Genomic DNA, 22,526 nt, shown 5'->3' with positions numbered 1-22,526 from the left:
CTAGGAGGCGGCCGGGTCACCGGGCAGCGGCGCGGGCCCCGGTGCACCGGTCGGCGGCGGCACCACCGTCGGCCGCTCGTCGTCGGTCTCGTAGGACAGGGCGACGTGCTCCCCGACCTCGAAGACCCCGTTGGTGAGCAGGTCGACCTGCTGCACCCCGACCGGGCGGCCGTCACCGTAGGTGAGCAGCGAGACCGTCGCCGTCCGGCGGATCTTCGAGCCGATCGCGATGGCGTACGCCGCGCCGCCGGTCGTCCCCGTCGTGTAGGTGTGCCCCACCTGACCGTTCTCCCCGACCACGCGCGTGGGCCCGCTCGCCACGTGGAGGTGGCCGCCGATCACCAGGTCGGCACACCCCCGCTCCAGGACGTCCCTGCCGAGGTTCGCGTCGTGCACCAGCACCGTGGCGACGCGTTCCTCCGCCTCGCACGCCTCGTCCGCGAGCCGCTCGGCGACCTCGCCGAAGGAGAGCCCGGTCTCGTCGCGCCAGCTGCCCAGGCCGCTGGCGCGCGGGTCGTCGACGCCCAGCAGCGGCGCGCCGCCGGGACCCTCCACGACCTCGCCGTCCAGCATGGTCCAGCCCCGCTCGGCGAGGTAGTCGGTGACGAAGTCACCGTTGTCGTGGTTCCCGGCGACGCCGTACCGCTCCAGGTCCTCGAAGGCAGCGGTCACCGAGTCGAGGGAGAACGCCTCCCAGGCCTCGCCGGCGGAGGTGTCGTCGCCGGCGTCGAACACCGCCGTGGCGCCCGCGGCATCGGCGATCGCCCGGGCAACCGGGTCCATGCCGATGTTGTCGTGCCGGTCGGACACGAGGGCCACGACGGTCTCGTCCTCGGCGGGCTCCCGCAGGACGAGCTCGGCGGCGTCCTCGGCCGCCGTGGCATAGAACTCCTTGCTCTTGGCGTAGGTGTTGATCGCGCTCTCGACCAGGCGGCGGGTCTGCCGGGTGATGACGTCGCCGCGCACCTCGAGCACCTCGGCGTCCTCCGGCAGGTCGACCCCCGGCCCGACCCACTCCGCGAGCGGGACCCACTCGCGCTCGTCGTCGACCTGCTCGTCGTCGTCCGCCCACGGCTCGAGGAGCACCACCGCGAGCGCCAGGGTCGCTGCGAGCGCGGTCGCGCCGCGCCAGGTCGGGACCGCCTCGCGCAGCTCCCGCCGGCGACCCGGGCCGACCAGCACCCACACGAGGACGGGCAGCAGCGCCAGCGCAGCACCCCGCAGCGCGGCCTCGCGCGCCATGTCGCCCACGACGTTGGTGACCTTCGCCCGGGCACCCTCCGGCTGACCGGCGATGTAGGCGTAGCGGCGCAGCAGCTCGTCGGTCGACTCGGCCTCGGTCTTGCCGAGCCGCAGCTCGACGCCGATCCGCGAGCCGGCGTCGAGGCGCACGTCGGGCAGCACCGGTCCGGTCCGTACGAGGACCGTTCCGTCGAGGGTCGGGCGCAGGACGGCGTCGTGGCTGGCGACCGTGATCGCCCGGCTGTCCTGGAGGAACACCGTGACGCCGATGGCCCCCGCGAGCGCCGACCACACCGCAACGGCGGCCGCGAGGGCGAGGTACCGGCGGGGCACGGACGGCCTCAGGCGCGGGCCTGGGCGACGGCGTACAGCGTGACCGAGGCGGCCACGCCGGCGTTGAGCGACTCCAGGGAGTTGGCCATGGGGATGGAGACCAGCTGGTCGCAGGTCTCGGCGACCAGCCGCGACAGCCCGCCGCCCTCGGCGCCGACCACGATCACCAGCGGACCCTCGGCGAGCCCGTCGGGTGCCACCAGCTCCGGCAGGGTGACGTCGCCGTCGGCGGCGAGCCCGACGACCATGCAGCCCGCGTCCTGGTAGGCCTTGAGCTGGCGGACGAGGTTGACGGTCTGCGCGACGGGGATCCGTGCCGCGGCGCCGGCGCTGGTCTTCCATGCCGCGGCAGTCATGCTGGCTGCCCGCCGCTCGGGGATGACGACGCCGTGGGCGCCGAAGCCGGCCGCGGAACGGACGACCGCGCCGAGGTTGCGCGGGTCGGTGATCTGGTCGAGCACGACGACGAGCGGCGGCTCGCCGTCCGCCGCCGCGGCGTCGAGGAGGTCGTCGGGATGGGCGTACTCGTAGGCGGGGATCTTGGCGACCAGGCCCTGGTGGACCGCACCGCTGGTGATCCGGTCGAGCTCGCCGCGGGGCACCTCCAGCAGGCCGATGCCCTTCTCGGCCGCGAGGCGGAACGCCTCGCGGAGCCGACCGTCCCGCTCGGCCCCCTCGGCGACGTGGACGGCGGTCACCGGCACGCCCTCGCGCAGGGCCTCCACGACGGAGTTGCGGCCGGCGATCCACTCGACGTCGCTGCTCGAGCGCTTCCGCGGCCGGGCAGGAGCCTGGCGCTCGGCGCGCTTCGCGTCCTTGTGGGCCTTGTGGTACGGCCGGTCCTTGGCCTTCGGAGTCGGCCCCTTGCCCTCGAGGCCGCGCTTCACCCGGCCCCCGGATCCGGCCGTGGGGCCCTTGCCGCTCTTGCGGATCGCGCCCTTGCGCTGGGAGTTACCTGGCACGACGGTGCCCCTCTTCTCGGTGGTTGAGCAGGGCGTCCGACGCCCGTGTCGAAACCCGGTGGTCGAGCAGGGCGTCCAACGCCCGTGTCGAAACCCCTGGCACGTCAGCTCACGCTCCACTGCGGTCCGTCGGGGGTGTCGGTGACCTCGATGCCGGCGTCCTTGATCCGGTCCCGGATCGCGTCGGCCGCGGCGAAGTTCTTGGCGGCGCGGGCCTGCGCTCGCTGGTCGAGCAGCCCGCCGACCAGGACGTCGACCGCGTGGGTGAGGGCCTCGTCGTCACTGCTGGTGGCGCCCCAGGCCTCGTCTGCCGGGTGCAGCCCCAGCACGTCGAGCATGGCGACGACCTCCGCCGCCTGCACCGCCGCGCCGGCGCGGTCGCCGGCCTGCAGCAGCCGGTTGCCCTCCCGGACGGCGTCGTAGACCGCCGCCACCGCCGCCGGGGTGCCGAGGTCGTCGTCCATCGCCGCGGTGAACGTCTCCGGCAGGAGCGGGACCGGCTCGGCCGGCGCGCCGGCACGCTCGAGGAAGCCCTCGATCCGCCGGAAGCCGGCGGCGGCCTCCTCGAGCGCCTCGAAGCTGAACTCGACGTGCGAGCGGTAGTGCGCGGCCACGAGGTAGAACCGCAGCTCGATGCCGCGGAAGCGCCCGAGCACCGCCGGGATGGTCAGGCTGTTCCCGAGCGACTTGCTCATCTTCTCGCCCGCGGTGGTGATCCAGGCGTTGTGCAGCCAGTACGACGCGAAGGCGTGGCCGGCCGCGCGCGACTGGGCCTGCTCGTTCTCGTGGTGGGGGAAGCGGAGGTCGACCCCGCCGCCGTGGATGTCGAAGGCGCTGCCGAGGTACTTGCCGGCCATCGCCGAGCACTCGATGTGCCACCCGGGACGCCCGCGGCCCCAGGGACTGGGCCAGGAGGCGGTCACCGGCTCGGACGGCTTGCGGCCCTTCCAGAGCGCGAAGTCGCGCGGGTCCCGCTTGCCGCGGGGGTCGGCGTCCTCGGCCGCCTCCATGTCGTCGATGCGCTGGTGCGTCAGCTCGCCGTACGCCGGCCAGCTGCGGACGTCGAAGTAGACGTCGCCGGAGCCGTCGTCGGTGGCGTACGCGTGCCCGCGGGCGATCAGCGCCTCGATCAGCTCGACCATCTCCGGCACGTGCCCCGTGGCGGCCGGCTCGTAGGTCGGCGGCGCCACGTTGAGGGCGTCGTAGGCCCGGTCGAGCTCGCGCTTCATCGCGGCGGCGTGGGCGTACCAGGGCCGGCCGAGGGCGTCGGCCTTCGCCAGGATCTTGTCGTCGATGTCGGTGACGTTGCGGATGAAGGTGACGTCGTACCCCGAGTGGGTCAGCCACCGTCGGAGCACGTCGAAGTTGACGCCGGAGCGCACGTGTCCGACGTGCGGCTCGGACTGCACCGTGAGGCCGCAGAGGTAGACCCCCGCCTTCCCCTCCTCGAGGGGGACGAAGTCGCGGACCTCGCCGGTCGCGGTGTCGTAGAGCCTGAGCGTCACCCGGCCAGTCTAGGGACGCCGGCCCACGCCCCTCGCATTCCCGGCGCCCTCCCGGAGGCTGCGCCGAACCTGTGACTGCTGAGGCTGTTGTGACCTACCGTGGTCGCATGCGTCGTCTGCTCCCCTCCCTCTCCGCGCCGGTCGTCTCGCTCGGTGCCTCGCTGGCCCTCGCCGGTCCCCTCCTCGCGGTCCCGCCGGCCGCCGGCACGGTCGACCGACCGGTCGAGCGACGGGCCGACGTCCGCCAGGTCGCCTACCAGCAGTGGGACGCCGGCCGGGACCTGCGCGGCGGACGGCTCGCCGGCACCCGGGTCACCAAGGGCGCCCTCACGACGAAGCCGGAGCCGTCGGCCCGCCGCACGCTCGGCGGCACCCGGTACGACGGCGGCCACTGGTACTCGCCGTGGACCGCGCCGGGGTTCGACCTCACCGAGCTCATCCCGTCGTGGTCCGCGACGACGCGGGGCAACAGCTGGATCGAGGTGTCCGTGCGCGGCCGTGCACCCGGTGGGAAGCGGTCGAGCTGGGACGTCGTGGCCCGCTGGACCTCGGGTGACCGGTTCACCAAGCGGACCAGCGTGCCCGGGCAGGGGGACGACCTGGCCGACGTCTCGGTCGACACCGTGCGCACCGCCGGGCTGGCGTCGTACCAGCTGCGCGTGACACTGCTGGAGAAGGTTGGGACCCGCGCCAAGGCCGCCGTCGACACCATCGGCGCGGTCGCGTCCCGGCTTCCGTCGGGATCGGTGACCACCTCCGCGCCGGGGGTCGCGCGAGGTGTCGTGCTCGACGTCCCGCAGTACAGCCAGATGATCCACCAGGGCCACTCGCCGCAGTGGGGCGGCGGCGGGCAGGCGTGGTGCTCACCGACGTCCACCTCGATGGTCCTGGCCTACTACGACGCGCTGCCGCCCGCGAAGACCTGGTCCTGGGTCGGCGCGGGCCACCCGGACCCGCAGGTCGACCACGCCGCGCGGATGACCTACGACGCGCAGTACCAGGGCACGGGCAACTGGCCCTTCAACACCGCCTACGCCGCGCCGCTCGCCGACCACGCCTTCGTGACCCGGCTGCGTTCGCTGCGTGACGCCGAGCGGCTCGTGAAGGCCGGCATCCCGGTGGTCGTGTCGGTCTCGTTCGGCTCAGGCGAGCTCTCCGGCGCGCCGATCTCGGCCTCCAACGGCCACCTGCTGGTCGTCGTCGGGTTCACCGAGTCCGGCGACGTCGTCGTCAACGACCCGGCGGCGTCGAGCAACGCCGGGGTGCGCCGCACCTACGACCGCGGAGAGCTCGAGAACGCCTGGCTCCCGACGTCCGGGGGCCTGGCCTACGTGATCCACGACGACGAGCACCCGCTGCCGCGCAGGGGGCAGGGCCAGTGGTGACAGCGGCCGTGACAGCGGTGCCGGCCGGCCGTCAGGTCCCGTAGCCGCCGTCGACGTCGAGCTTCTGGCCGGTGACGAACCCGGCCCGGTCGGAGGCGAGGAAGCAGACCGCCTCCGCGACGTCGCGGGCCGTGCCGAACCGGCGCAGCGGGATGTTGCGACGGGTGACCGCGAGCGCGTCGTCGTCGAGCTCGCCGCTCTCCACGAGCCGGGCGGCCATGCCGTCGGTGAGCATCCCCGGGCCCACGGCGTTGACCCGGACGCCGTACCGGCCCTCCTCCGTCGCGAGCGCGCGCACCATCGCCTCGACCGCGGCCTTCGGCGCCGACGAGAGCCCGTCGCGGACGGGGAACCGCGAGGTCGCCGCCGTCGTCACCGCGACGACCGAGCCCCCGCTCTCCCGCAGGTGCGGCAGCGCGGGAGCGACGACCGAGAAGAACCCGCCGGCGTCGGCCCGCAGCTGGGCGGCCATCGCCGCCGGCTCCACCCCGGAGAGGTGCCGCATCGGCACGTGCGGGCCCGCGGCGTGCACGACCGTGTGCAGCCCGCCGTGGTCGGCCACGACAGAGGCGACGAGGTCGGCCCCGGCGGTCGGGTCGTCGAGGTCCACGGCGTACGACGTGGCGCGGACGCCCCACTCCCGGGCCGCGGCCGCCGCGGACTCCCCCGCCTCCGCGCGCGACCTGTAGGTCACCGCCACCGCGCTGCCCCGGCTCGCGAGCATCCGGCTGACCGCGAGCCCGATGCCTCCGCTGCCGCCGACGACCAGGGCGCAGCCGGCGCGGCCACCGAAGTCCTGGGGCCCCCGGTCCTGGGCTCCGCTGCTCATCCGACCGCTGTGAACGAGCGCTCGTGCCAGCCCGTGGCGCCGTCGGGCAGCACGTCGGTCACCACGCCGGTCTGCACCTCGCCGTCGCTGCCGATCATCCGCACCCGCACCACGTGCTCGCCCTCCTCGACGACGGCGTCCCCCGCCCATTGCACCCAGGTGTCGTCCGTGCCGGGCTCGGCCAGGTCGGCCGGCAGCCAGGGCCCTCCGTCGAGGGAGAGCTCCACCGCGCGGACCCCGGTGCCCTGCGCCCATGCCACGCCACCGAAGCGCACCAGGCCCACCGCGACCTCCTCGTCGTCGCGCGGCACGTCGATGCGCGAGGACATCTTGACCGGTCCCCGCTCGCCCCAGCCCTTGCTCGTCCAGTAGGCCTCGAAGTCCTCGAAGCGGGTGACCTCGAGCTCCCGCACCCACTTGGTCGCCGACACGTAGCCGTAGAGCCCGGGGACGATGGTGCGCACCGGGAAACCGTGGTCGATCGGCAGCGGGCGGCCGTTCATGGCCACCGCGAGCATCGCTCCCCGCTCGTCGGTGAGGGCGGACAGCGGGGTGCCGCACGTCCAGCCGTCGTCGGAGGTCTGCTTGACCGCGTCCGCGCCCGGCTGCACGCCGGCCTCGGCGAGCAGGTCCGCGACGCGGACACCGCTCCACCAGGCGTTGCCGATGAGGTCGCCGCCCACCGTGTTCGAGACGCAGTTGAGCGTGATCCAGGCCTGCGTCATCTCCCGGGAGAGGAGGTCGGCGTAGGTCAGCTCCATCGGCCGGTCGACCAGGCCGGTGATCCGCAGCGTCCAGTCGGTCGGCTCGATCGCCGGCACGACGAGCGCGGTGTGGATCAGGTAGAACTCCTCGTTCGGCGTGCGCCAGGGCGTGACGCCGTCGAGGCCGATGCGGGCCCCCGGCGGGACCAGCCCCTCGGTGACCCCCTCGAGCTTGAGGAGCCGGCGGCTCCGCTCGACGTGGCGCCGACCGCTGCCGACCACCCGCCCGACCACGCCCAGCACTGCCGCCACGGCTGCCATGGCCCCGGCGCGCAGCACGAACCCGCGGCGGGTGTGCCGGTGCAGGGCAGGCAGGTCCTCGGCGGGCGCCACTCCTCGCGCCTCGGCCTCGACGGCGGCCGAGCGCCGGAGCGGGTCGGTCAGCAGCGAGAGGCAGACCAGCCAGGTGACGTACCCGACCGCGATCGGCAGGACGTCCGAGGCGCGCGCCCCGCGCTGGGCCAGGACCGCCGCCGCTCCGAGGGCCGCCAGGACGGTGAAGACGATCGAGGGCGCCCACCAGCTCCGGCGGGCCAGCTGGCCGGCCCCCGCGAAGCAGGCGGCGAGGAGCAGCAGGATCACGGCCACCAGCACCGGCTTGTCGGCGTCGCCGAGCAGGCCGATCGCCCGCTCCGCCACCGGGCCGGGGACGAAGCGGATCACCTGCTCGGCCACGGCGACCACCGGCGAGTCGCGGATGGTCATCACCATCGCGACGCAGTACGACGCCGCCAGGCCGGCCGCGCCGGCGACCAGGCCGGCCAGCCACCACCAGGCGCGAGACGTCCGCATGGACCCGATTGTGGCTCAGGCATGATCACCCGCGTGCCACCGAATCTCGCCGGCCGGCTCCGCGTCGGGACCGGCACCGACGTCCACCGCCTGCGCGACGGCGTACCCATGCACCTCGCCGGCCTTTCCTGGCCCGATGAGCCGCAGGGCCTCGAGGGTCACTCCGACGCCGACGTGGCCGCCCACGCGGCCTGTGACGCGCTGCTGTCGGCCGCCGGGCTGGGCGACCTCGGGTCCAACTTCGGCACCGCGGAGCCGGAGTGGGCCGGCGCGTCCGGCGCCACCCTGCTGCGCGAGACGGCCCGGCGCGTGCGTGCGGCCGGGTGGGAGGTCGGGAACGTCGCGGTGCAGGTGATCGGCAACCGGCCCCGGCTCGGGCCTCGCCGCGCCGAGGCCGAGGCCGTCCTCAGCGCGGCCGCGGGTGCGCCGGTGACCGTGTCCGCGACGACCACCGACGGTCTCGGCCTCACGGGCCGGGGCGAGGGGGTGGCCGCCACGGCGACCGCACTGCTGCTGGCTGCCGACGACGGGCGGGAGGACTGATGAGGCACACGCTGCGCACCCATGACGGTCTCGCCCTGCACGTGACGACGCACGGCCGCGAGGACGCGCCGGTCGCCGTCCTGCTCGCGCACTGCTGGACCGCCGACGAGCAGGACTGGCACTACCAGGTCGCCGACCTCCTCGACCGGTACGGCCACGACGTCCGCCTGGTCACGTGGGACGCCCGCGGGCACGGCCGGTCCGAGGAGTCGCCGCTGCCGGCGTGCACCATCGAGAACCTCGCCCGGGACCTCGGCGCGGTCGTCGACACCTTCGCCCCCTCCGGCCGGCTGGTCCTCGCCGGCCACTCGATCGGCGGGATGACGCTGATGGCGCTGCCCTCCGTGCGCCCCGACCTCGTCGCCCGCACCGGCGGCCTGCTCTTCGTCTCGACCTCCTCGGGCGACCTGGGCACGGTCACCCTCGGCCTGCCGGACGTCGGGTCCACCGCCCGTCGGGCCCTGCCGCACGTGCTCGCCCTCCGCGCGAGGCTGCTCACCCGCCGCGAGCGCCGGCGGACGCCGTCGATCGAGCGGATCGTGGTCAACCGGCTGCTCTTCGGCGAGCCGCTGCGCCTGCGCGACGCGGGGCTGGCCACGGACCAGCTCATCTGCTGCCCGCCCGCCACGATGGAGGGCTTCTACCGCGACCTGATGGACCACGACCGGCTCGCCGGGCTCGCGGCGTACGACGGGATCCCGACCACGGTCCTGGTGGGCAGCGCGGACCGGCTCACCCCGCCGGCCCACGCCCGCCGGCTGGCCAGCGGCATCCGCGGCGCCCGGCTCCTGGTGGCGCCCGGCGCCGGCCACTACCTCACGCTGGAGCGCAGCGACCTGGTCACCGAGCACCTCGTCGAGAAGATCGAGGCGGCACGGAGGACGGTGCTGGCCGACGCCGCGCGACCGGTCCGGTGACCGGCGGGTGACCGGCGGGGCTCGGACCGGGGATGGCGGTACCGGCGTCCGGGCCGTCGTCCGGCTCGGCCTCGCGGTCGCCCTCGCGCTCGGGCTGCCCTTGACCGGCTTCGGCCTGCTCGGCCTCGGCACCGGCATCGGGCAGGCGATGCTGTGCCTCGGCGCCGTGCTGCTCGTCGCCGCGGCCGGCGGCATCGCGCGCGAGCGTGTCGAGCGGGCCCACGCCCAGCACCCGCCCGAGCCGCGGCTGGACCGGCTCGACGGCGAGCCGGCGCTGCACCTGCCCGACGGCGAGCCGGCGCTGCACCTGCCCCGCGCCTCAGGGCGCAGCGCCGTCTCGGCGTGGACGACGGCCGGCCTCGGCGGCGTCGCGCTCGCCGGCGGTGTGCTCGCCCTCACCGCCGGCGCCACCGGTGGTGCGGTGGTGCTGCTGGTCCTCGGCGCGCTCCTCCTCGCCGTGGCACGGCCGTGGCGGGGTCGTGGAAGCACGAGCCGGTGCCGGTGATGGTCCGGCCCGGTCGACTGCCCCGGGTGCGCCGCGGACTGACCGGTGGCCGGCGTCGGGGTCCGGTGGCCGGGGACGACACCCTCTGGATCGAGGCCTCGCACGTCGCCGGTGGGCCGGTGCTCGTGTCCTACGTGGTGCTCACCGCGGTCGCCGACCGCCGCTTCCGCGCCGCGCTGGGCACGCCCGACTCGCTGCCGCCCGCGGCCGGACCGCGCTGACCGGTCCGGTCCGACGAGTGCGTCGGCGGTAGCCTCCGGGCCGTGCCCGCTGCCGTCGTCATCCTCGCCGCCGGGTCCGGCAGCCGGGTCGGCGCAGCGGTCAACAAGGTCCTCCTGCCCCTGGGCGACAGCGCCGTGCTCGCCTGGTCGGTGCGCTCCGCCCTCACCGTGGCCGACGTGGACCGGGTCGTGCTCGTCGTCCGGCCCGGAGAGGAGGAGGCCGTGGCCGCGGCGGTCACCCCTCACCTCGGTGAGCGGGAGGTCGGCCTGGTCACCGGCGGACCCACCCGGCACGCGTCGGAGTGGCGGGCCCTGCGCGCGCTGGCGCCTGCCATCGAGTCCGGCGGGGTCGACGTGGTGGCGATCCACGACGGTGCACGGCCGCTCGCCGGGCACACCCTCTTCGAGCGCACCATCGCGGCGGCTCGCGAGCACGGCGGGGCGATCCCGGTCGTGCCGATGACCGGCGTCGTGCCCGCCGACGCTGGCACCGGTCCGGAGCTCGGCGCACTGGTCGGCGTGCAGACGCCGCAGGCCTTCCGCGCGGTCGAGCTGCTGGCGGCGTACCGGCGCGCCGCCGAGGACGGGTTCGAGGGCACCGACACGGCGAGCTGCCTGGAGCGCTACCCCGGATCCGCGAGACCGCTGCGGATCGCCGCGGTCCCGAGCAGCTCGGGCAACCTCAAGATCACCTTCCCCGAGGACGTCGACGTGGCGCTCCGCCTGTCGCGGGGGGTCAGTCCGGCGCGGTGAGCGCCTCCAGCAGGCGTACGTCGTCCTCGTCGGCCACGCGCCGGGCGGCCGGCGGGGCGTCGGCGAGCTCGACCGGGAACCGGGCGCGGAGGTCCTGCACGAGCTCGGCGAAGTCGGTGGACGGGAGCGCCTCGAGCCGCGCCACCACCCCTGCGGGCAGGACCACGGGCGAGGTCACGGCCCGGAGGCCCGCACGGTCGACCGTCGGCCCGACCGAGCCGTCGGCGACCTGCTTGACCGTGTCGGTCACCGGCCGGGTGCCCACCACGACCACGTCCTGCTCCACGGCTCGCGCCAGGCACGCGGCGATGAAGTCGGGCGGCGTCATCGGGCACAGGGCGTCGTGGAGCACGACCGGCTCACCGGCGTCGACGAGACCGGACCACTCGGTGCCGAGGTCGACCAGGGTCACGCCGGCCTCGCCGAGGGCCCACGAGGCCGCGGAGATCAGCGCCTCGCCGTGGACGAGGGCGAACGGCAGGGAGCCCCGCCCCTGCTCGAGCACCGTGCCGAGCGCCGCCGGGCCCTCGTCGTCGTAGCCCCCGTCGTCGTAGTCGTCGCCGTAGCCGTCGCGATAGCCGTCGTGCTCCTGGCCGGTGTCACCCACGCGCTCACCCTAGGCCGAGGACGACGACGGCCCCCGGGGTCGTCCCGGGGGCCGTCGTCAGGAGCTCTGGTCGAGCTGGGTCAGGAGGCAAGGACCTCGTCGAGGAGGGCCTCGGCCTTGTCCTCGTTGGTGCTCTCGGCGAGCGCGAGCTCGGAGACCAGGATCTGCCGGGCCTTGGCCAGCATCCGCTTCTCGCCCGCGGACAGGCCCCGGTCACGCTCGCGGCGCCACAGGTCGCGCACGACCTCTGCCACCTTCATCACGTCGCCGCTGTGCAGCTTCTCCAGGTTCGCCTTGTAGCGCCGCGACCAGTTGGTCGGCTCCTCGACGTGCGCGGCACGGAGGACGTCGAACACGCGGTCGAGGCCCTCCTTGTCGACGACGTCGCGGACTCCGACCAGGTCCAGGTTGCACGCGGGCACGCGCACGACCAGGTCCTGCTGGGCGACGATCCGCAGGACGAGGTACTGCCGGTCCTCTCCCTTGATGGTCCGCATCTCGATGTCCTCGATGACAGCGGCCCCGTGATTCGGGTAAACAACCGTTTCGCCGACGGTGAAAGTCATATGTCAGGTACCCCTTCCTAGGGGAGCATCTTACCACGCGAATGGACCATTCGGATCAGCATCGTTGCAGGTCAGAGGCCCAATGGGCTCTTGACAGACGGTGGTCCGATGTGCAGGCGGGCCCCCGTCCCGGGGTGCCCGACGGGACGAAACCGCAGGTAGATCGCGTGGTTCGCGAGTCGCTGGGCGCGCCGGCGGACATACTGCGGGCATGGCGATGAGGGAGCGCTGGAGACGTCGCGCGGGCAGCTCGACCACGGTCGACGCGGCTGGCGCGGCCGTGAAGGACCACCCCCGGGCACCGGCGGGCGGCCACCCGACCGAGGCCGCCGTCGACCCGTCGGCGGGCCCCGCGCCCGCCCCGGCGTCGGTCACGCCCGAGGCGGGGGCGGCCACCGAGCCGGTTCCCCGCGGCCCTCGGCGGGTGCGGGACCTCGAGCCGTTCCTGCTCCTGGCCGCCAGCCACCCCCGACAGGCCCTGCTGACCGCCCTCGGCCTCGCCGCCTGCGCGGCCCTCGCCGGCCGGGCGGTCCGGGAGGTCGGCGTCGTCTTCCTCACCGTGCTCGTCGGCCAGGCCATCCTGGGGTGGCACAACGACCTGGTCGACCGCAGGCGCGACGCGCGGCACGACCTGCCGGGCAAGCCCGTCGCGCAGGGCCGGCTCGACCCGGGCTCGGTCTGGTTCGCGATCGCCTGCGCGGCCCTGCTGCTCGTGCCGCTCGCGGTGTCGACAGGGATCACCGCCGGCAGCGCCTACCTGCTCTCGGTCGCCGTCGGCCTGCTCGGCAACGTGGTCCTCCGCAAGGGCCTCTTCTCCTGGGTGCCGTGGGCGGTCTCGTACGCGCTCTACCCGGCGTACCTCTCCTACGGGGGCTGGGGCGGCCAGTTCGAGGGGCGCCCGCCCGAGATCGTCATGGTCGTCCTCTTCGCCCTGCTCGGCATCGGCGTCCATGTGCTCCGGGCCCTGTGGGGCCTGGTGCCCGACAACAAGGACGGCTGGACCTACCTGCCGCTCCGCCTCGGACTGCGGCTCGGCGCAGCCCGCCTGCTCACCCTCACCTCTGTCTACCTCGGCGCGGTGCTGATCGCGCTCGCCTTCGCCGGGGCACAGGTGGGATTGGCCCAGTAGGGACCCCCGGGGTGACGCGGAGGACTCCCGCTAGGCTGACCCGCACATCCCGCCGCTCACCCTGCGAGGCCCCAGAACCCATGCTGCCCCGACGCAACACCGCGCTCGCCCTCGGCGCGCTCGTGCTGACCGTCCCCGCGCTCAGCTCGTGCGGCTTCAACTACGCGACCGACCAGGTCAACACCATCGCGACGGTCGAGAACAACCGGTCCGAGGAGGTCGAGCTGGTGGGCGCCGTGATCGTCTCGGCGTCGCCCGGCTCCGGCACCTTCTACGCCACGCTGTCGGGCACCGACATCGAGGAGCCCACCGCGTTCGTCAGCCTCGAGGGCCCGAACCTCCAGGCCGACTTCGAGCCGTACGAGGTCGGCCCGGACAACCCGGTGGTGCTCTTCCAGGAGGGAGGCATCGCCGTCCGCGGCGACTTCGCTCCCGGCGACTTCGTGCCGATGGTGGCCGGCCTGGAGAACGGCACGTCCCTCGACCTGCTCGTGCCGGTGGTCCCCGAGTGCGACCAGTACGCCGACCTCGACACCGCCGACCTTCCGGACCCGGCCCTCGTCGAGGACCAGGAGCCCTACGAGTGCGAGAGCGTCTTCGAGGAGCACCCCGCCGACCCCCAGGAGCTTGAGCTCGACGAGGAGGGCGTCGGATGACCTACACCCTCGTCCTCCTCCGCCACGGGCAGAGCGAGTGGAACGCCAAGAACCTCTTCACCGGCTGGGTCGACGTCGACCTCACCGAGACCGGGCGCGCGGAGGCCGTCCGCGGCGGTGAGCTGATGCGCGAGGCCGAGGTCCTCCCGGACGTCGTCCACACCTCGCTGCAGCGCCGCGCGATCAGCACGGCGTGCCTCGCACTCGACGCCGCCGACCGGCACTGGATCCCGGTGCGCCGCTCCTGGCGGCTCAACGAGCGCCACTACGGGGCGCTGCAGGGCAAGGACAAGAAGCAGACCCTCGAGGAGTTCGGCGAGGAGCAGTTCATGCTCTGGCGCCGCTCCTTCGACGTGCCGCCGCCCCCGCTGGACGACGACGCGGAGTACTCGCCGGTGGGCCTGCCGCAGTACGCCGACCTCGGCGACGAGCTGCCGCGCACGGAGTGCCTCAAGGACGTGATCGCGCGCTTCCTTCCGTACTGGGAGGGCTCCATCGTCCCGGACCTGCGCGAGGGACGCACCGTGCTCGTCGCGGCCCACGGCAACTCGCTGCGCGCGCTGATCAAGCACCTCGAGCAGATCAGCGACGAGGACATCGCCGGGCTGAACGTGCCCACCGGCATGCCGCTGGTCTACGACCTCGACGACGACATGCGTCCCACCGGTCCCGGTCGCTACCTCGACCCGGACGCCGCCGCGGAGGCCGCGGCCGCCGTCGCCAACCAGGGGCGCTGAGCCGCAGCCCGGGCCCGGGCCCCGGGCCCGGCGAGCGCCCGGCTCGCCGTCCCGGGCTCAGGCCCAGGCGTGACTCAGGCGTCGACGGAGTGCGGGTTGTCGCCGGTGACGACGAAGACGACCCGGTTCGCGACCGAGACGGCGTGGTCGGCGATCCGCTCGTAGTACCGGCCGAGCAGCGCGATGTCGACGGCGGCCTCGACGCCGTGCGTCCAGTCGTCGCCGAGCAGCTCGGAGAAGCTGCGGCGGCGCAGCTGGTCCATCTCCTCGTCGGCCCGCCCGAGGGCGATCGCCGCGGCCACGTCGCGCTTGGCGATGATCTCCGAGACCCGCTCGACCATGTCCTGGGCCACCTCGGCCATCCGCTCGATCGTCGGGCGGATCTCGTCCGGCACCGCCAGACCCGGGACCCGGAGGCGGGCGATCTTCGCGACGTGGACGGACAGGTCGCCCATCCGCTCGAGCTCGGTGACCATCCGCAGGGCCGCGACCACGACGCGGAGGTCGCCGGCCACCGGCGCCTGAAGGGAGAGCAGCTGGAACGCCGCCTCCTCGACCTCCTCGCGCTGGCGGTCGATCTCGACGTCGGCGCTGATCACCCGCTCGGCGATCTCGGCATCGCCGGTGAGGAGGGCCTCGGTGGCGAGCCGGACTGCTTCCTCGACGCAGTCGCAGATGTTCGCCAGGTCGGCGAAGACGGACTCGAGCTGCTCGTGGAAGACGTCACGCATGGACCGAAGCCTAGAGAACCCCTGCAACGGGACAGAGTTCGGCGGTGAACGCGGGGTGAATGTTGCGTAGCAGCCAACGCTGCGACCAACAGCAGGTGACGAGAGCCGTACGATCAGCCCGTGGACCCGACGATGCAGGCGTTCCTCGCCGCCGTCATCGGCGCGGTCGTCGCCGGCGGCACGGTCCTGGCGTGGCACGTCAGCGACCGCCAGCAGCACCGGGTCCCCGTGGTGGAGGAGCCGGCCGTGCCGGCCGGCGTCGCCGCCGTCCTCTCGGTGCTGCGCAGCAGCGCGGTCGTGGTCGACGAGGGCGACGTCGTGCTCAAGGCCAGCGCACCGGCGTACGCCATGGGCCTGGTCCGCGGCGCGGTGCTCGGCACCGACGAGCTGGTCGAGCTGGTCCGGCAGGTCCGGCGGGACGGCCAGATCCGCGAGACCGAGCTGATCATGGGCCGGCCGGGGGTGCCCTCGCGCAACGTCACCGCCCGGGTCGCTCCCCTGGGGTCGCGGCTGGTGCTGCTGCTGGTGGAGGACCGCACCCGGGAGCGCCGGGTCGAGGCCGTCCGGCGGGACTTCGTGGCGAACGTCAGCCATGAGCTCAAGACGCCGGTCGGCGCCATCCGGCTGCTCGCCGAGGCCGTCGCCGAGGCGGCGGACGATCCCGGCGCGGTCAAGCGGTTCTCCGACCGGATGCTCGTCGAGAGCGAGCGCCTCGGCCGCCTGGTCCAGCAGATCATCGAGCTCTCGAGGCTGCAGGGCGACGACCCCCTCGAGGCACCGCAGGCCGTCGACGTCGACGACGTGGTCGACATCGCGATCGACACCAGCGCCATCGACGCCTCCGCCAAGGACATCCACGTGGTCAGCGGCGGTTCGCCGGGGCTCCGCGTGTTCGGCAACGGCGAGCAGGTGACGGCCGCGGTGTCGAACCTGGTGGCGAACGCCGTGTCGTACTCCGACCCCGGCTCCACGGTCCTGGTGACCACCAAGGCCGCCGACGGCATGGTCGAGATCAGCGTGGTCGACCAGGGCATCGGCATCCCCAGCGAGGAGATCGACCGGATCTTCGAGCGGTTCTACCGGGTCGACCCCGCCCGCCACCGCTCCACCGGCGGCACGGGTCTCGGGCTGTCGATCGTCAAGCACGTCGCGGCCACGCACGGCGGCGAGGTGCGGGTCTGGTCGGTGGAGGGCCAGGGGTCGACGTTCACGCTCACGCTCCCCCAGCACGCCGACCACCACGTCGACCAGCGCGCCACCCACCGGACCGGTCACGTCGTCGGCCGGTCCGCGCACGCCGCGCTCGTCCCACCGGACCCGATGACCTCAGGCCCGGTCGCGTCCGGCAGCATCACGCCCAGCGAGGCAGCCACACCTGAGGCACCCAGCACCGAACCATCCAGCCAGGAGGAACGCCCGTGACCCGGGTACTCGTCGTCGAGGACGAAGAGAGCTACAGCGAGGCTCTCGCCTACATGCTCCGCAAGGAGGGCTTCGAGGTCGCCGTCGCGGCGGACGGCCACGCAGCGCTCACGGAGTTCGACCGCAACGGCGCGGACATCGTGCTGCTGGACCTGATGCTGCCCGGCATCCCGGGGACGGAGGTCTGCCGCACCATCCGGCAGACCTCGAGCGTGCCGGTCATCATGGTCAGCGCCAAGGACGACGAGGTCGACAAGGTCGTCGGCCTCGAGCTCGGCGCCGACGACTACGTGACCAAGCCGTACTCCCCGCGGGAGCTCGTGGCGCGGATCCGTGCGGTGCTGCGGCGCGGGCACGAGCCGGACGCGGCGCCCGCGACGCTGGAGGCGGGACCGGTCCGGATGGACGTCGAGCGCCACGTGGTCACCGTCGACGGCACGGAGCAGCGGCTGCCGCTCAAGGAGTTCGAGCTGCTCGAGATGTTCCTGCGCAACCCCGGACGGGTGCTCACCCGGGGCCAGCTCATCGACCGGGTCTGGGGCAGCGACTACGTCGGTGACACCAAGACCCTCGACGTCCACGTCAAGCGGCTGCGGGCCAAGCTGGAGCCGGACCCGGGCGAGCCGAAGTACCTGGTCACCGTGCGCGGCCTGGGCTACAAGCTCGACCTCTGAGGTGCTCGTGGCGGGATGTCCCGCCACGACGTCCGGAATCCGCGTGTCGCCGGCCGGCCGGTGTTCCTAGGCTGTGCCGGTGACCGCCAGCACCACGACGCCGCCGCCCGCACCAGCCGGGGAGGCACCCGACCGCGCGTGGTTGCCGTTCGCCGCCGTCGGGGTGACCCTCTTCTTCTGGGCATCCGCGTTCGTCGCGATCCGGCACCTCGTCGACGACTTCGGCGCGGGACCGCTGGCGCTGGGTCGGCTGCTCGTCGGCTCCCTGCTGCTGGGCGCGTTCTCCCTGGCTCGAGGGCTGCCGCGTCCGACCGGCCGCCAATGGGTCTCCCTGGTCACCATCGGCGTGCTGTGGTTCGGCGTCTACAACGTCGCCCTCAACGCGGGCGAGCGCCGGGTCGACGCCGGCACCGCCGTGATGCTCATCCAGGTCTCACCCGTGCTGATCGCCCTGCTGGCGGCGCTCTTCCTCTCCGAACGGTTCACCGCCTACCTCGGGCTCGGCCTCGCGCTCGCGTTCGGGGGTGTGGCGATCATCGCGCTCTCCACCTCCGAGGCGGAGAACCGCGACCCGCTCGGCGTGCTGCTGTGCCTCCTCGCGGCCGCCGTCTACTCGATCAGCCTGGTCCTGCAGAAGCCACTGGTGGCGCGCCTCTCCGCCCTCCACGTGACCTGGCTGGCCTGCACCATCGGCGCCGTCGTCTGCCTGCCGTGGCTGCCCACGCTGGTCTCCGAGGTCCGGGAGGCACCGACCAGCTCGGTGCTGTGGGTGGTCTACCTCGGCGTCTTCCCCACCGCGGTGGCCTTCACGACGTACGCCTTCGCCCTCCAGCACATGACCGCCTCCAGCCTCGGCATCACGACCTACCTGGTGCCGCCGATCACCATCGTCCTCAGCGTGCTGCTGCTCTCGGAGGCCCCGCCGCCGATGGCGTACGCCGGGGGCGCGCTCGCGCTCGTCGGCGTCGCCGTGGCGCGGCGCAAGCCGCGGACGCTGGCGAAGGTGCCGGCCGGGGGCTGAGGCAGCCACCGGCGGTGTCAGTAGCTGACCAGGATCTCCACCCGCCGGTTGAGCGCCTTGCCCGCGGCCGAGTCGTTGCTGGCCGCGGGGTCGTCGTAGCCGAACCACGCCTGCTCGCTCCGGATCCCCTCGGCGCGGCGCAGGTAGGTGGTCACCATCAGGGTGCGACGGCGGGAGAGCGCAAGGTTGTACGCCGCGCCGCCGTCGGAGTCGGTGTACCCCGACACGTGGGCGTCGTGGAAGCCCAACCGGCGGACCAGACGCGCCACGCTCGCGAGCTTGCGCTGTTGGCGGCCCCGCAGCACGTCGACGCCACTGGCGAAGTAGACGGTGCGCAGGAGCACCTGCCGATGCCCCCGGGGCTCCGCGAGCGTGCGGGTCGAGACCGTCCGGTCACGACCCAGGACCTGGACGCGGACCTCGAAGTCGGGCCCGAGGACCCGGTCGAGCCTGCAGCTCGTCCGCGACGTCGTGCAGGACTCCCGGCCGCCGACCAGGACGAGGTACCGCGCGTCGCGCGTGCGGGCCCTCGGCCAGCGCACCTCGGTGCCACCGTCGACCAGCCGCCTGGTCGCGCCGGCGAGGGGAGGCGGTGAGACGAGCGAACGGATCGACGTCGTGGCCGTGCCGCCCGAGCCGTCGTCGGCCGTGACCGCCACGGTGACCCACCCGGAGACGGACCGGTCCGGCGTGATCCGGACCCGGCGGCCGTCGACCGACGCCGAGACCCCGGGTCCCGACTCGACCGACAGCGTGACCTCGTCACCGTTGGGGTCCGAGACCCCGACGGTGGCGGTCTCGGTGGTGCCCGCGAGCTGGCTGAGCCGGGCGCCGGTCACGCCGGGCGCGGCGTTGGCGACGACCACCTGGACGCGGGCGCGCGCCGTGCGGCCGAGCGGGTCACCGACGACGTAGGCGAGCTCGTCGACGCCGCGGAACCGCGCGGCCGGGGTGTAGACGACCGCACCGCCGTCCAGCGTGGCCGTGCCGTGCACAGGGGCGTCGACCGACTCGAGCTCCAGCCCGGCAGGGTCGTTGGCGAGGACCGAGACGCTCAGGCTCGCCGGACCCGTGGCCGGGCTCTCCATCGAGACCGCGTCGTCCGCGGGGCTGACGAAGTCGATCGACCGGGTCACAGCCTCTGCCGGCGACCAGTCGGCGTTGCCGACCTGGGTCGCGCGCACGCTGCAGCGGGTGTCGTCGGGGGCGACGAGGTTGGTGCCCTCGAGCCGGCAGCCTCCGGCGACCACCTCGAGAGCCACGGGCAGGCCGGACGTGGCGCCGGCCCGGACGGCAACGGGTCCGGCCCCGCTCAGGAGCACCTCCGGCACGTCGACGTGGATGGTCTGCTGCTGCGGCTCGGCCGGCGGGAGCGGCGGAGGCGGCGGGGTCACGGGCGTCGCCGTGACCGAGAGCGAGCGGGTCACCGGAGCGGCGGCTGCGAAGGTCGCGTCGCCCTCCTGGGTCCCGGTCAGCGTGCACGTGCCGACGCCGTGGAGGGTGACCGCGCCCGCCTCGACGGTGCAGACCGCGGGCGTCGAGGAGGCCACGGTGGCCGGGAGCCCGCTGGTGGAGGTCACCACCGGGGTGAACGTCGTCCCCACCTCCCCCGTTGCTGGCGGGTCGAAGGTGAGCTCCTGCGTCCGCTTCGTGACGGTGACCGACCGCACGACCTCCTCGGCCGGCGCGAACGCCGCGCTGCCCGGCTGCCGGGCGGTGAGCACACAGGTTCCCGCGCCCACGGTCGTGACCACGACGTCCCCGTCGACGACCGCCACGCTGCACACCGCGGGGTCGGACGTCGTCACGGTCACCGAGAGCCCCGACGAGGAGTGGACCGCGGCCGCGAACGCCCGCCCGACCGTCGTCTCCCCCGGTTGGACGAAGTCGATCGTCTGCGGCAGCAGGCCGGCCGTGACGTCGAAGGAACGGGTCACGACCGGCGCCGGCGCCCACTCGGGGTTACCACCCTGCGTCGCCTCGACCGTGCAGAGCCCGGTGGCCGCCGCAGTGACGACCTCACCGTCGACGGTGCACACCTCGGTCGTCGTCGACCTCAGGGATACGGGAAGCCCCGAGGAAGCCGTCACCTCCGCCGTGCGCGTCTCCTCCACGACGGCGTTCGCCATCGGGGTGAAGGAGATCGACTGGGCCTTCCTCGCGACCGTGAACGACCGCTCCACCGGCGTGGCCGCGGCCCACGAGTCGTCGCCGGGCTGGGCGGCCTCCACCGTGCACTGTCCAGCGGCGATCGCACTCACCACCGCGGCAGCGACCGTGCACACCGTCGGCGTCGTGGAGGAGAAGCCCACCGGCAGGCCCGAGGACGCCTCGGCTGCCAACGCCACCGTCTCCTCGATGACCATGCCCGCCGGCGTCGCGAACGTGACCGACTGGGACTTCTTGGCGACCTCGAAGGCCTGGGTCACCTCCGGCGCGGGCGCCCAAGTGGCGTCACCCGCCTGCGACGCGGTGATCCGGCACTCACCAGCACCCGCCGCAGTCACGACGGCACCGGCGACCGTGCACGCCGACGGGGTGGACGAGGCGAAGGAGACCGGCAGACCCGAGGACGCCGACGCCACCAGCGTCGCGGTTCCGTCGACCACCAGGTCCGCCGGCTTCTCGAAGGTGATCGACTGCGCCGACCTCGCCGATGACTCCACACTCACGGAGACGGTCCCGCTCACGGTCGCGCCGCGCCCGTCCGACACGGTGTAGCCGAAGGAGTCGGCACCGGCGTACTGCCCGTCCGCGGTGTAGACGACGTCTCCTCCGTCGATCGTCACCGTGCCGTGAGCGGCGCCCGAGGCGGACACCACGGTCAGGGCATCACCGTCGGGGTCGGACGCGAGCGCCGCGACCTCGATCGTCCTGGCCGTGCCTGCGGTAGCGGTGACCGTCGGGTTCGTCGCGGTCGGCGCGTTGTTGACGCCCACCGTGTACGTCGCCGGGTTGGTGCCGTCGACAGGCGTCGTCGTGCTGCCGATGAAGGACGGGCCCACCGTCCCGAGGACGGAGAAAGCCTGGCCACCGGGGTCGCCCTCGACCCGGACGTCGAAGGTGAGCGAGGCAGCGCCGCCGTCCGGCAGCGTGAAGGGGCCCGGGAACACCAGGTCGGTCCCGTGGGGAACGGCGTCGTCCGTGGGGGCACCTGCCCACGTGACGCTGCCCGGGGCGGCCGTCGCACCAGCCGGCGGGGTGAGCACGAAGCTGTCGAGCGTCGCTCCGGCCGTGCCGGTGAGGGTGGCGGTCAACGACACGGTGGCCGGTTCCGAGCCCGACCGGGTGACCGAGCCGTCCAGGTCGAGCGTGGCGGTGTTGACGGCGGGCTCGATGGCCGGGATGGACGCAGGGTAGGAGCCCGTGTGCTTGACCTGGGTGCCGGAGGCGATCTCCTGCACGGGCTTCACCGTGGTCGCCGTGCCCGTGAACCCGACGGCCCGGAAGGTGTACGTCGCCGTGTACGGCCGGTTGCTCGAGCCCAGGTTCGCGAGGCGCAGCAGGTCGGTGAAGGTCGTCGCCACGAGGTTGTCGTCGGGGGCGATCGTGAGCGAGGTCCCCACGAGCTTCAGCGAGCTCGCCGGCCAGCTCTCGGTCACGGCCGGTGACATCCAGAAGGACTGGTAGTCGCCGGCGACGCCGGAGCCGATGGTCCCCGTGTCGCCGGTGACCGTCACGGTGAACAGGGACCCCAACGTCGGGGCCCCTCCGGACAGGGTGACCCCGGTGACCTTGTTGGCGTTGGCCGCGATGGTGGTCGCCACGGCGTCGAAGCCGTCCGTCGTGGTGCAGAGCGGGACCGCGTTCGAGAGCGCGGGGTTGCGTTCGAAGACCGTGACGGTGTGCTGCTGCGGGACCGTGCTGGCTCCCGCGGCCGTGAGGTACCAGAACAACGACTGACGTGCGCCGGGTGTCAGGGACCCCAGGCGCTGGGCGCTCGGCTGGCCGGACGCGAGGGCCAGGCTGCCCCCCGTGAAGCCGGTGAGCGAGACCCACATGTCCTTGATGGCGCCGCCGGTCGAGTTGGTCACCCGGTAGCCGGTGTAGGAGCTCCGGAACTCGTTGCTGTTCGCGGAGTCGATGTAGAAGTTCGGGCCTCCGAGGGACTCCACGGAGATCCCCGCAGCGGCGCAGGCGGGGACGGCGGCCGACACGGGTGCCGCCGGGAGGACCACGACGCCCAGGCCCGCCGCCACGAGGGCGACCAGGACGGCGAGCACCCTGCGCTC

21 protein-coding genes are annotated in these 22,526 nt (G+C 73.9%); 12 read left to right on the top strand and 9 right to left on the bottom strand.

Annotated features, from left to right (window positions below; genetic code table 11):
• From ACSMHG_RS14755 to cysS, 3 genes are all read right to left on the bottom strand, one after another.
• Nucleotides 1-1,575 carry a metallophosphoesterase gene (locus ACSMHG_RS14755; protein ID WP_435746425.1) on the bottom strand — a complete coding sequence of 525 codons (1,575 nt, stop codon included), beginning with the start codon at nt 1,573-1,575 and terminating at the stop codon, nt 1-3.
• Between the two features lie 8 nt (nt 1,576-1,583).
• Nucleotides 1,584-2,537, bottom strand: a complete 954-nt coding sequence (gene rlmB / locus ACSMHG_RS14750) for a 23S rRNA (guanosine(2251)-2'-O)-methyltransferase RlmB (RefSeq protein WP_435746423.1) — start codon at nt 2,535-2,537, stop codon at nt 1,584-1,586.
• A 104-nt stretch (nt 2,538-2,641) separates the two neighbouring features.
• On the bottom strand, nt 2,642-4,042 hold the full coding sequence (cysS, locus tag ACSMHG_RS14745; protein ID WP_435746421.1) for a cysteine--tRNA ligase: 1,401 nt from the start codon (nt 4,040-4,042) through the stop codon (nt 2,642-2,644).
• 107 nt (nt 4,043-4,149) lie between these two features.
• On the opposite strand from cysS, the gene ACSMHG_RS14740 reads away from it, so the two are divergent.
• Nucleotides 4,150-5,427, top strand: a complete 1,278-nt coding sequence (locus ACSMHG_RS14740) for a C39 family peptidase (RefSeq protein WP_435746419.1) — start codon at nt 4,150-4,152, stop codon at nt 5,425-5,427.
• A 31-nt stretch (nt 5,428-5,458) separates the two neighbouring features.
• On the opposite strand, the gene ACSMHG_RS14735 is transcribed toward ACSMHG_RS14740, so the two are convergent.
• Entirely contained in the window at nt 5,459-6,256 is a 798-nt protein-coding gene (locus ACSMHG_RS14735) for an SDR family NAD(P)-dependent oxidoreductase (protein ID WP_435746417.1), read from the bottom strand.
• The gene (locus tag ACSMHG_RS14730) at nt 6,253-7,812 is read right to left on the bottom strand and encodes a molybdopterin-dependent oxidoreductase (RefSeq protein ID WP_435746415.1); all 1,560 of its coding nucleotides are present in this window, start codon (nt 7,810-7,812) and stop codon (nt 6,253-6,255) included. The genes ACSMHG_RS14735 and ACSMHG_RS14730 overlap by 4 nt, the downstream gene beginning before the upstream one ends.
• 33 nt (nt 7,813-7,845) lie before the next feature.
• On the opposite strand from ACSMHG_RS14730, the gene ispF reads away from it, so the two are divergent.
• The 5 genes from ispF to ACSMHG_RS14705 are packed head-to-tail and all read left to right on the top strand — an operon-like array spanning nt 7,846 to nt 10,751.
• Nucleotides 7,846-8,355: a 2-C-methyl-D-erythritol 2,4-cyclodiphosphate synthase gene (gene ispF / locus ACSMHG_RS14725; RefSeq protein ID WP_435746413.1), complete on the top strand. Its 510-nt coding sequence runs from the start codon at nt 7,846-7,848 to the stop codon at nt 8,353-8,355.
• A complete protein-coding gene (locus ACSMHG_RS14720; protein WP_435746411.1) occupies nt 8,355-9,272 on the top strand; it encodes an alpha/beta fold hydrolase in 918 nt (305 codons plus the stop codon). Before ispF ends, ACSMHG_RS14720 begins: the two co-directional genes overlap by 1 nt.
• Nucleotides 9,273-9,279: 7 nt before the next feature.
• The gene (locus ACSMHG_RS14715; RefSeq protein ID WP_435746409.1) at nt 9,280-9,777 is read left to right on the top strand and encodes a hypothetical protein; all 498 of its coding nucleotides are present in this window, start codon (nt 9,280-9,282) and stop codon (nt 9,775-9,777) included.
• A gap of 26 nt (nt 9,778-9,803) precedes the next feature.
• Nucleotides 9,804-9,998, top strand: coding sequence for a hypothetical protein (locus ACSMHG_RS14710; RefSeq protein ID WP_435746407.1), 195 nt, complete (start codon nt 9,804-9,806; stop codon nt 9,996-9,998).
• A gap of 42 nt (nt 9,999-10,040) precedes the next feature.
• Nucleotides 10,041-10,751, top strand: a complete 711-nt coding sequence (locus ACSMHG_RS14705) for an IspD/TarI family cytidylyltransferase (RefSeq protein ID WP_435746405.1) — start codon at nt 10,041-10,043, stop codon at nt 10,749-10,751.
• Here the strand turns inward: ACSMHG_RS14705 and ACSMHG_RS14700 are convergent.
• On the bottom strand, nt 10,735-11,358 hold the full coding sequence (locus tag ACSMHG_RS14700) for a 2-C-methyl-D-erythritol 4-phosphate cytidylyltransferase (protein ID WP_435746403.1): 624 nt from the start codon (nt 11,356-11,358) through the stop codon (nt 10,735-10,737). The two genes, ACSMHG_RS14705 and ACSMHG_RS14700, sit on opposite strands and share 17 nt — an antisense overlap.
• An 80-nt stretch (nt 11,359-11,438) precedes the next feature.
• A complete protein-coding gene (locus ACSMHG_RS14695) occupies nt 11,439-11,924 on the bottom strand; it encodes a CarD family transcriptional regulator (protein ID WP_205473710.1) in 486 nt (161 codons plus the stop codon).
• A gap of 211 nt (nt 11,925-12,135) precedes the next feature.
• Here ACSMHG_RS14695 and ACSMHG_RS14690 point away from each other — a divergent pair, with 211 nt between their 5' ends.
• The 3 genes from ACSMHG_RS14690 (at nt 12,136) to ACSMHG_RS14680 (ending at nt 14,446) form a co-directional block, all read left to right on the top strand.
• The gene (locus tag ACSMHG_RS14690; protein WP_435746401.1) at nt 12,136-13,053 is read left to right on the top strand and encodes a UbiA family prenyltransferase; all 918 of its coding nucleotides are present in this window, start codon (nt 12,136-12,138) and stop codon (nt 13,051-13,053) included.
• An 80-nt stretch (nt 13,054-13,133) separates the two neighbouring features.
• Nucleotides 13,134-13,709, top strand: coding sequence for a hypothetical protein (locus ACSMHG_RS14685; protein WP_435746399.1), 576 nt, complete (start codon nt 13,134-13,136; stop codon nt 13,707-13,709).
• Nucleotides 13,706-14,446 carry a phosphoglyceromutase gene (locus ACSMHG_RS14680; protein WP_435746397.1) on the top strand — a complete coding sequence of 247 codons (741 nt, stop codon included), beginning with the start codon at nt 13,706-13,708 and terminating at the stop codon, nt 14,444-14,446. The genes ACSMHG_RS14685 and ACSMHG_RS14680 overlap by 4 nt, the downstream gene beginning before the upstream one ends.
• 74 nt (nt 14,447-14,520) lie before the next feature.
• On the opposite strand, the gene phoU is transcribed toward ACSMHG_RS14680, so the two are convergent.
• A complete protein-coding gene (gene phoU / locus ACSMHG_RS14675) occupies nt 14,521-15,177 on the bottom strand; it encodes a phosphate signaling complex protein PhoU (protein WP_435746395.1) in 657 nt (218 codons plus the stop codon).
• A gap of 120 nt (nt 15,178-15,297) precedes the next feature.
• Here phoU and ACSMHG_RS14670 point away from each other — a divergent pair, with 120 nt between their 5' ends.
• From ACSMHG_RS14670 to ACSMHG_RS14660, 3 genes are all read left to right on the top strand, one after another.
• The gene (locus ACSMHG_RS14670) at nt 15,298-16,599 is read left to right on the top strand and encodes a sensor histidine kinase (RefSeq protein ID WP_435746393.1); all 1,302 of its coding nucleotides are present in this window, start codon (nt 15,298-15,300) and stop codon (nt 16,597-16,599) included.
• On the top strand, nt 16,596-17,273 hold the full coding sequence (locus tag ACSMHG_RS14665; RefSeq protein ID WP_435746391.1) for a response regulator: 678 nt from the start codon (nt 16,596-16,598) through the stop codon (nt 17,271-17,273). The genes ACSMHG_RS14670 and ACSMHG_RS14665 overlap by 4 nt, the downstream gene beginning before the upstream one ends.
• A gap of 79 nt (nt 17,274-17,352) precedes the next feature.
• Nucleotides 17,353-18,294 (top strand): DMT family transporter, encoded by a 942-nt coding sequence (locus tag ACSMHG_RS14660; RefSeq protein ID WP_435746389.1) that lies wholly within the window; start codon nt 17,353-17,355, stop codon nt 18,292-18,294.
• A gap of 17 nt (nt 18,295-18,311) precedes the next feature.
• Here ACSMHG_RS14660 and ACSMHG_RS14655 read toward each other — a convergent pair whose 3' ends face one another.
• Complete coding sequence (locus ACSMHG_RS14655; RefSeq protein ID WP_435746387.1) at nt 18,312-22,517, bottom strand: Ig-like domain-containing protein; 4,206 nt, start codon at nt 22,515-22,517, stop codon at nt 18,312-18,314.
• Nucleotides 22,518-22,526: the final 9 nt, after the last annotated feature.

The sequence above is a fragment of the Nocardioides ureilyticus genome (assembly GCF_051280745.1).
Classification (GTDB): domain Bacteria; phylum Actinomycetota; class Actinomycetes; order Propionibacteriales; family Nocardioidaceae; genus Nocardioides.
This window is presented reverse-complemented; position numbering and strand designations above follow the sequence as displayed.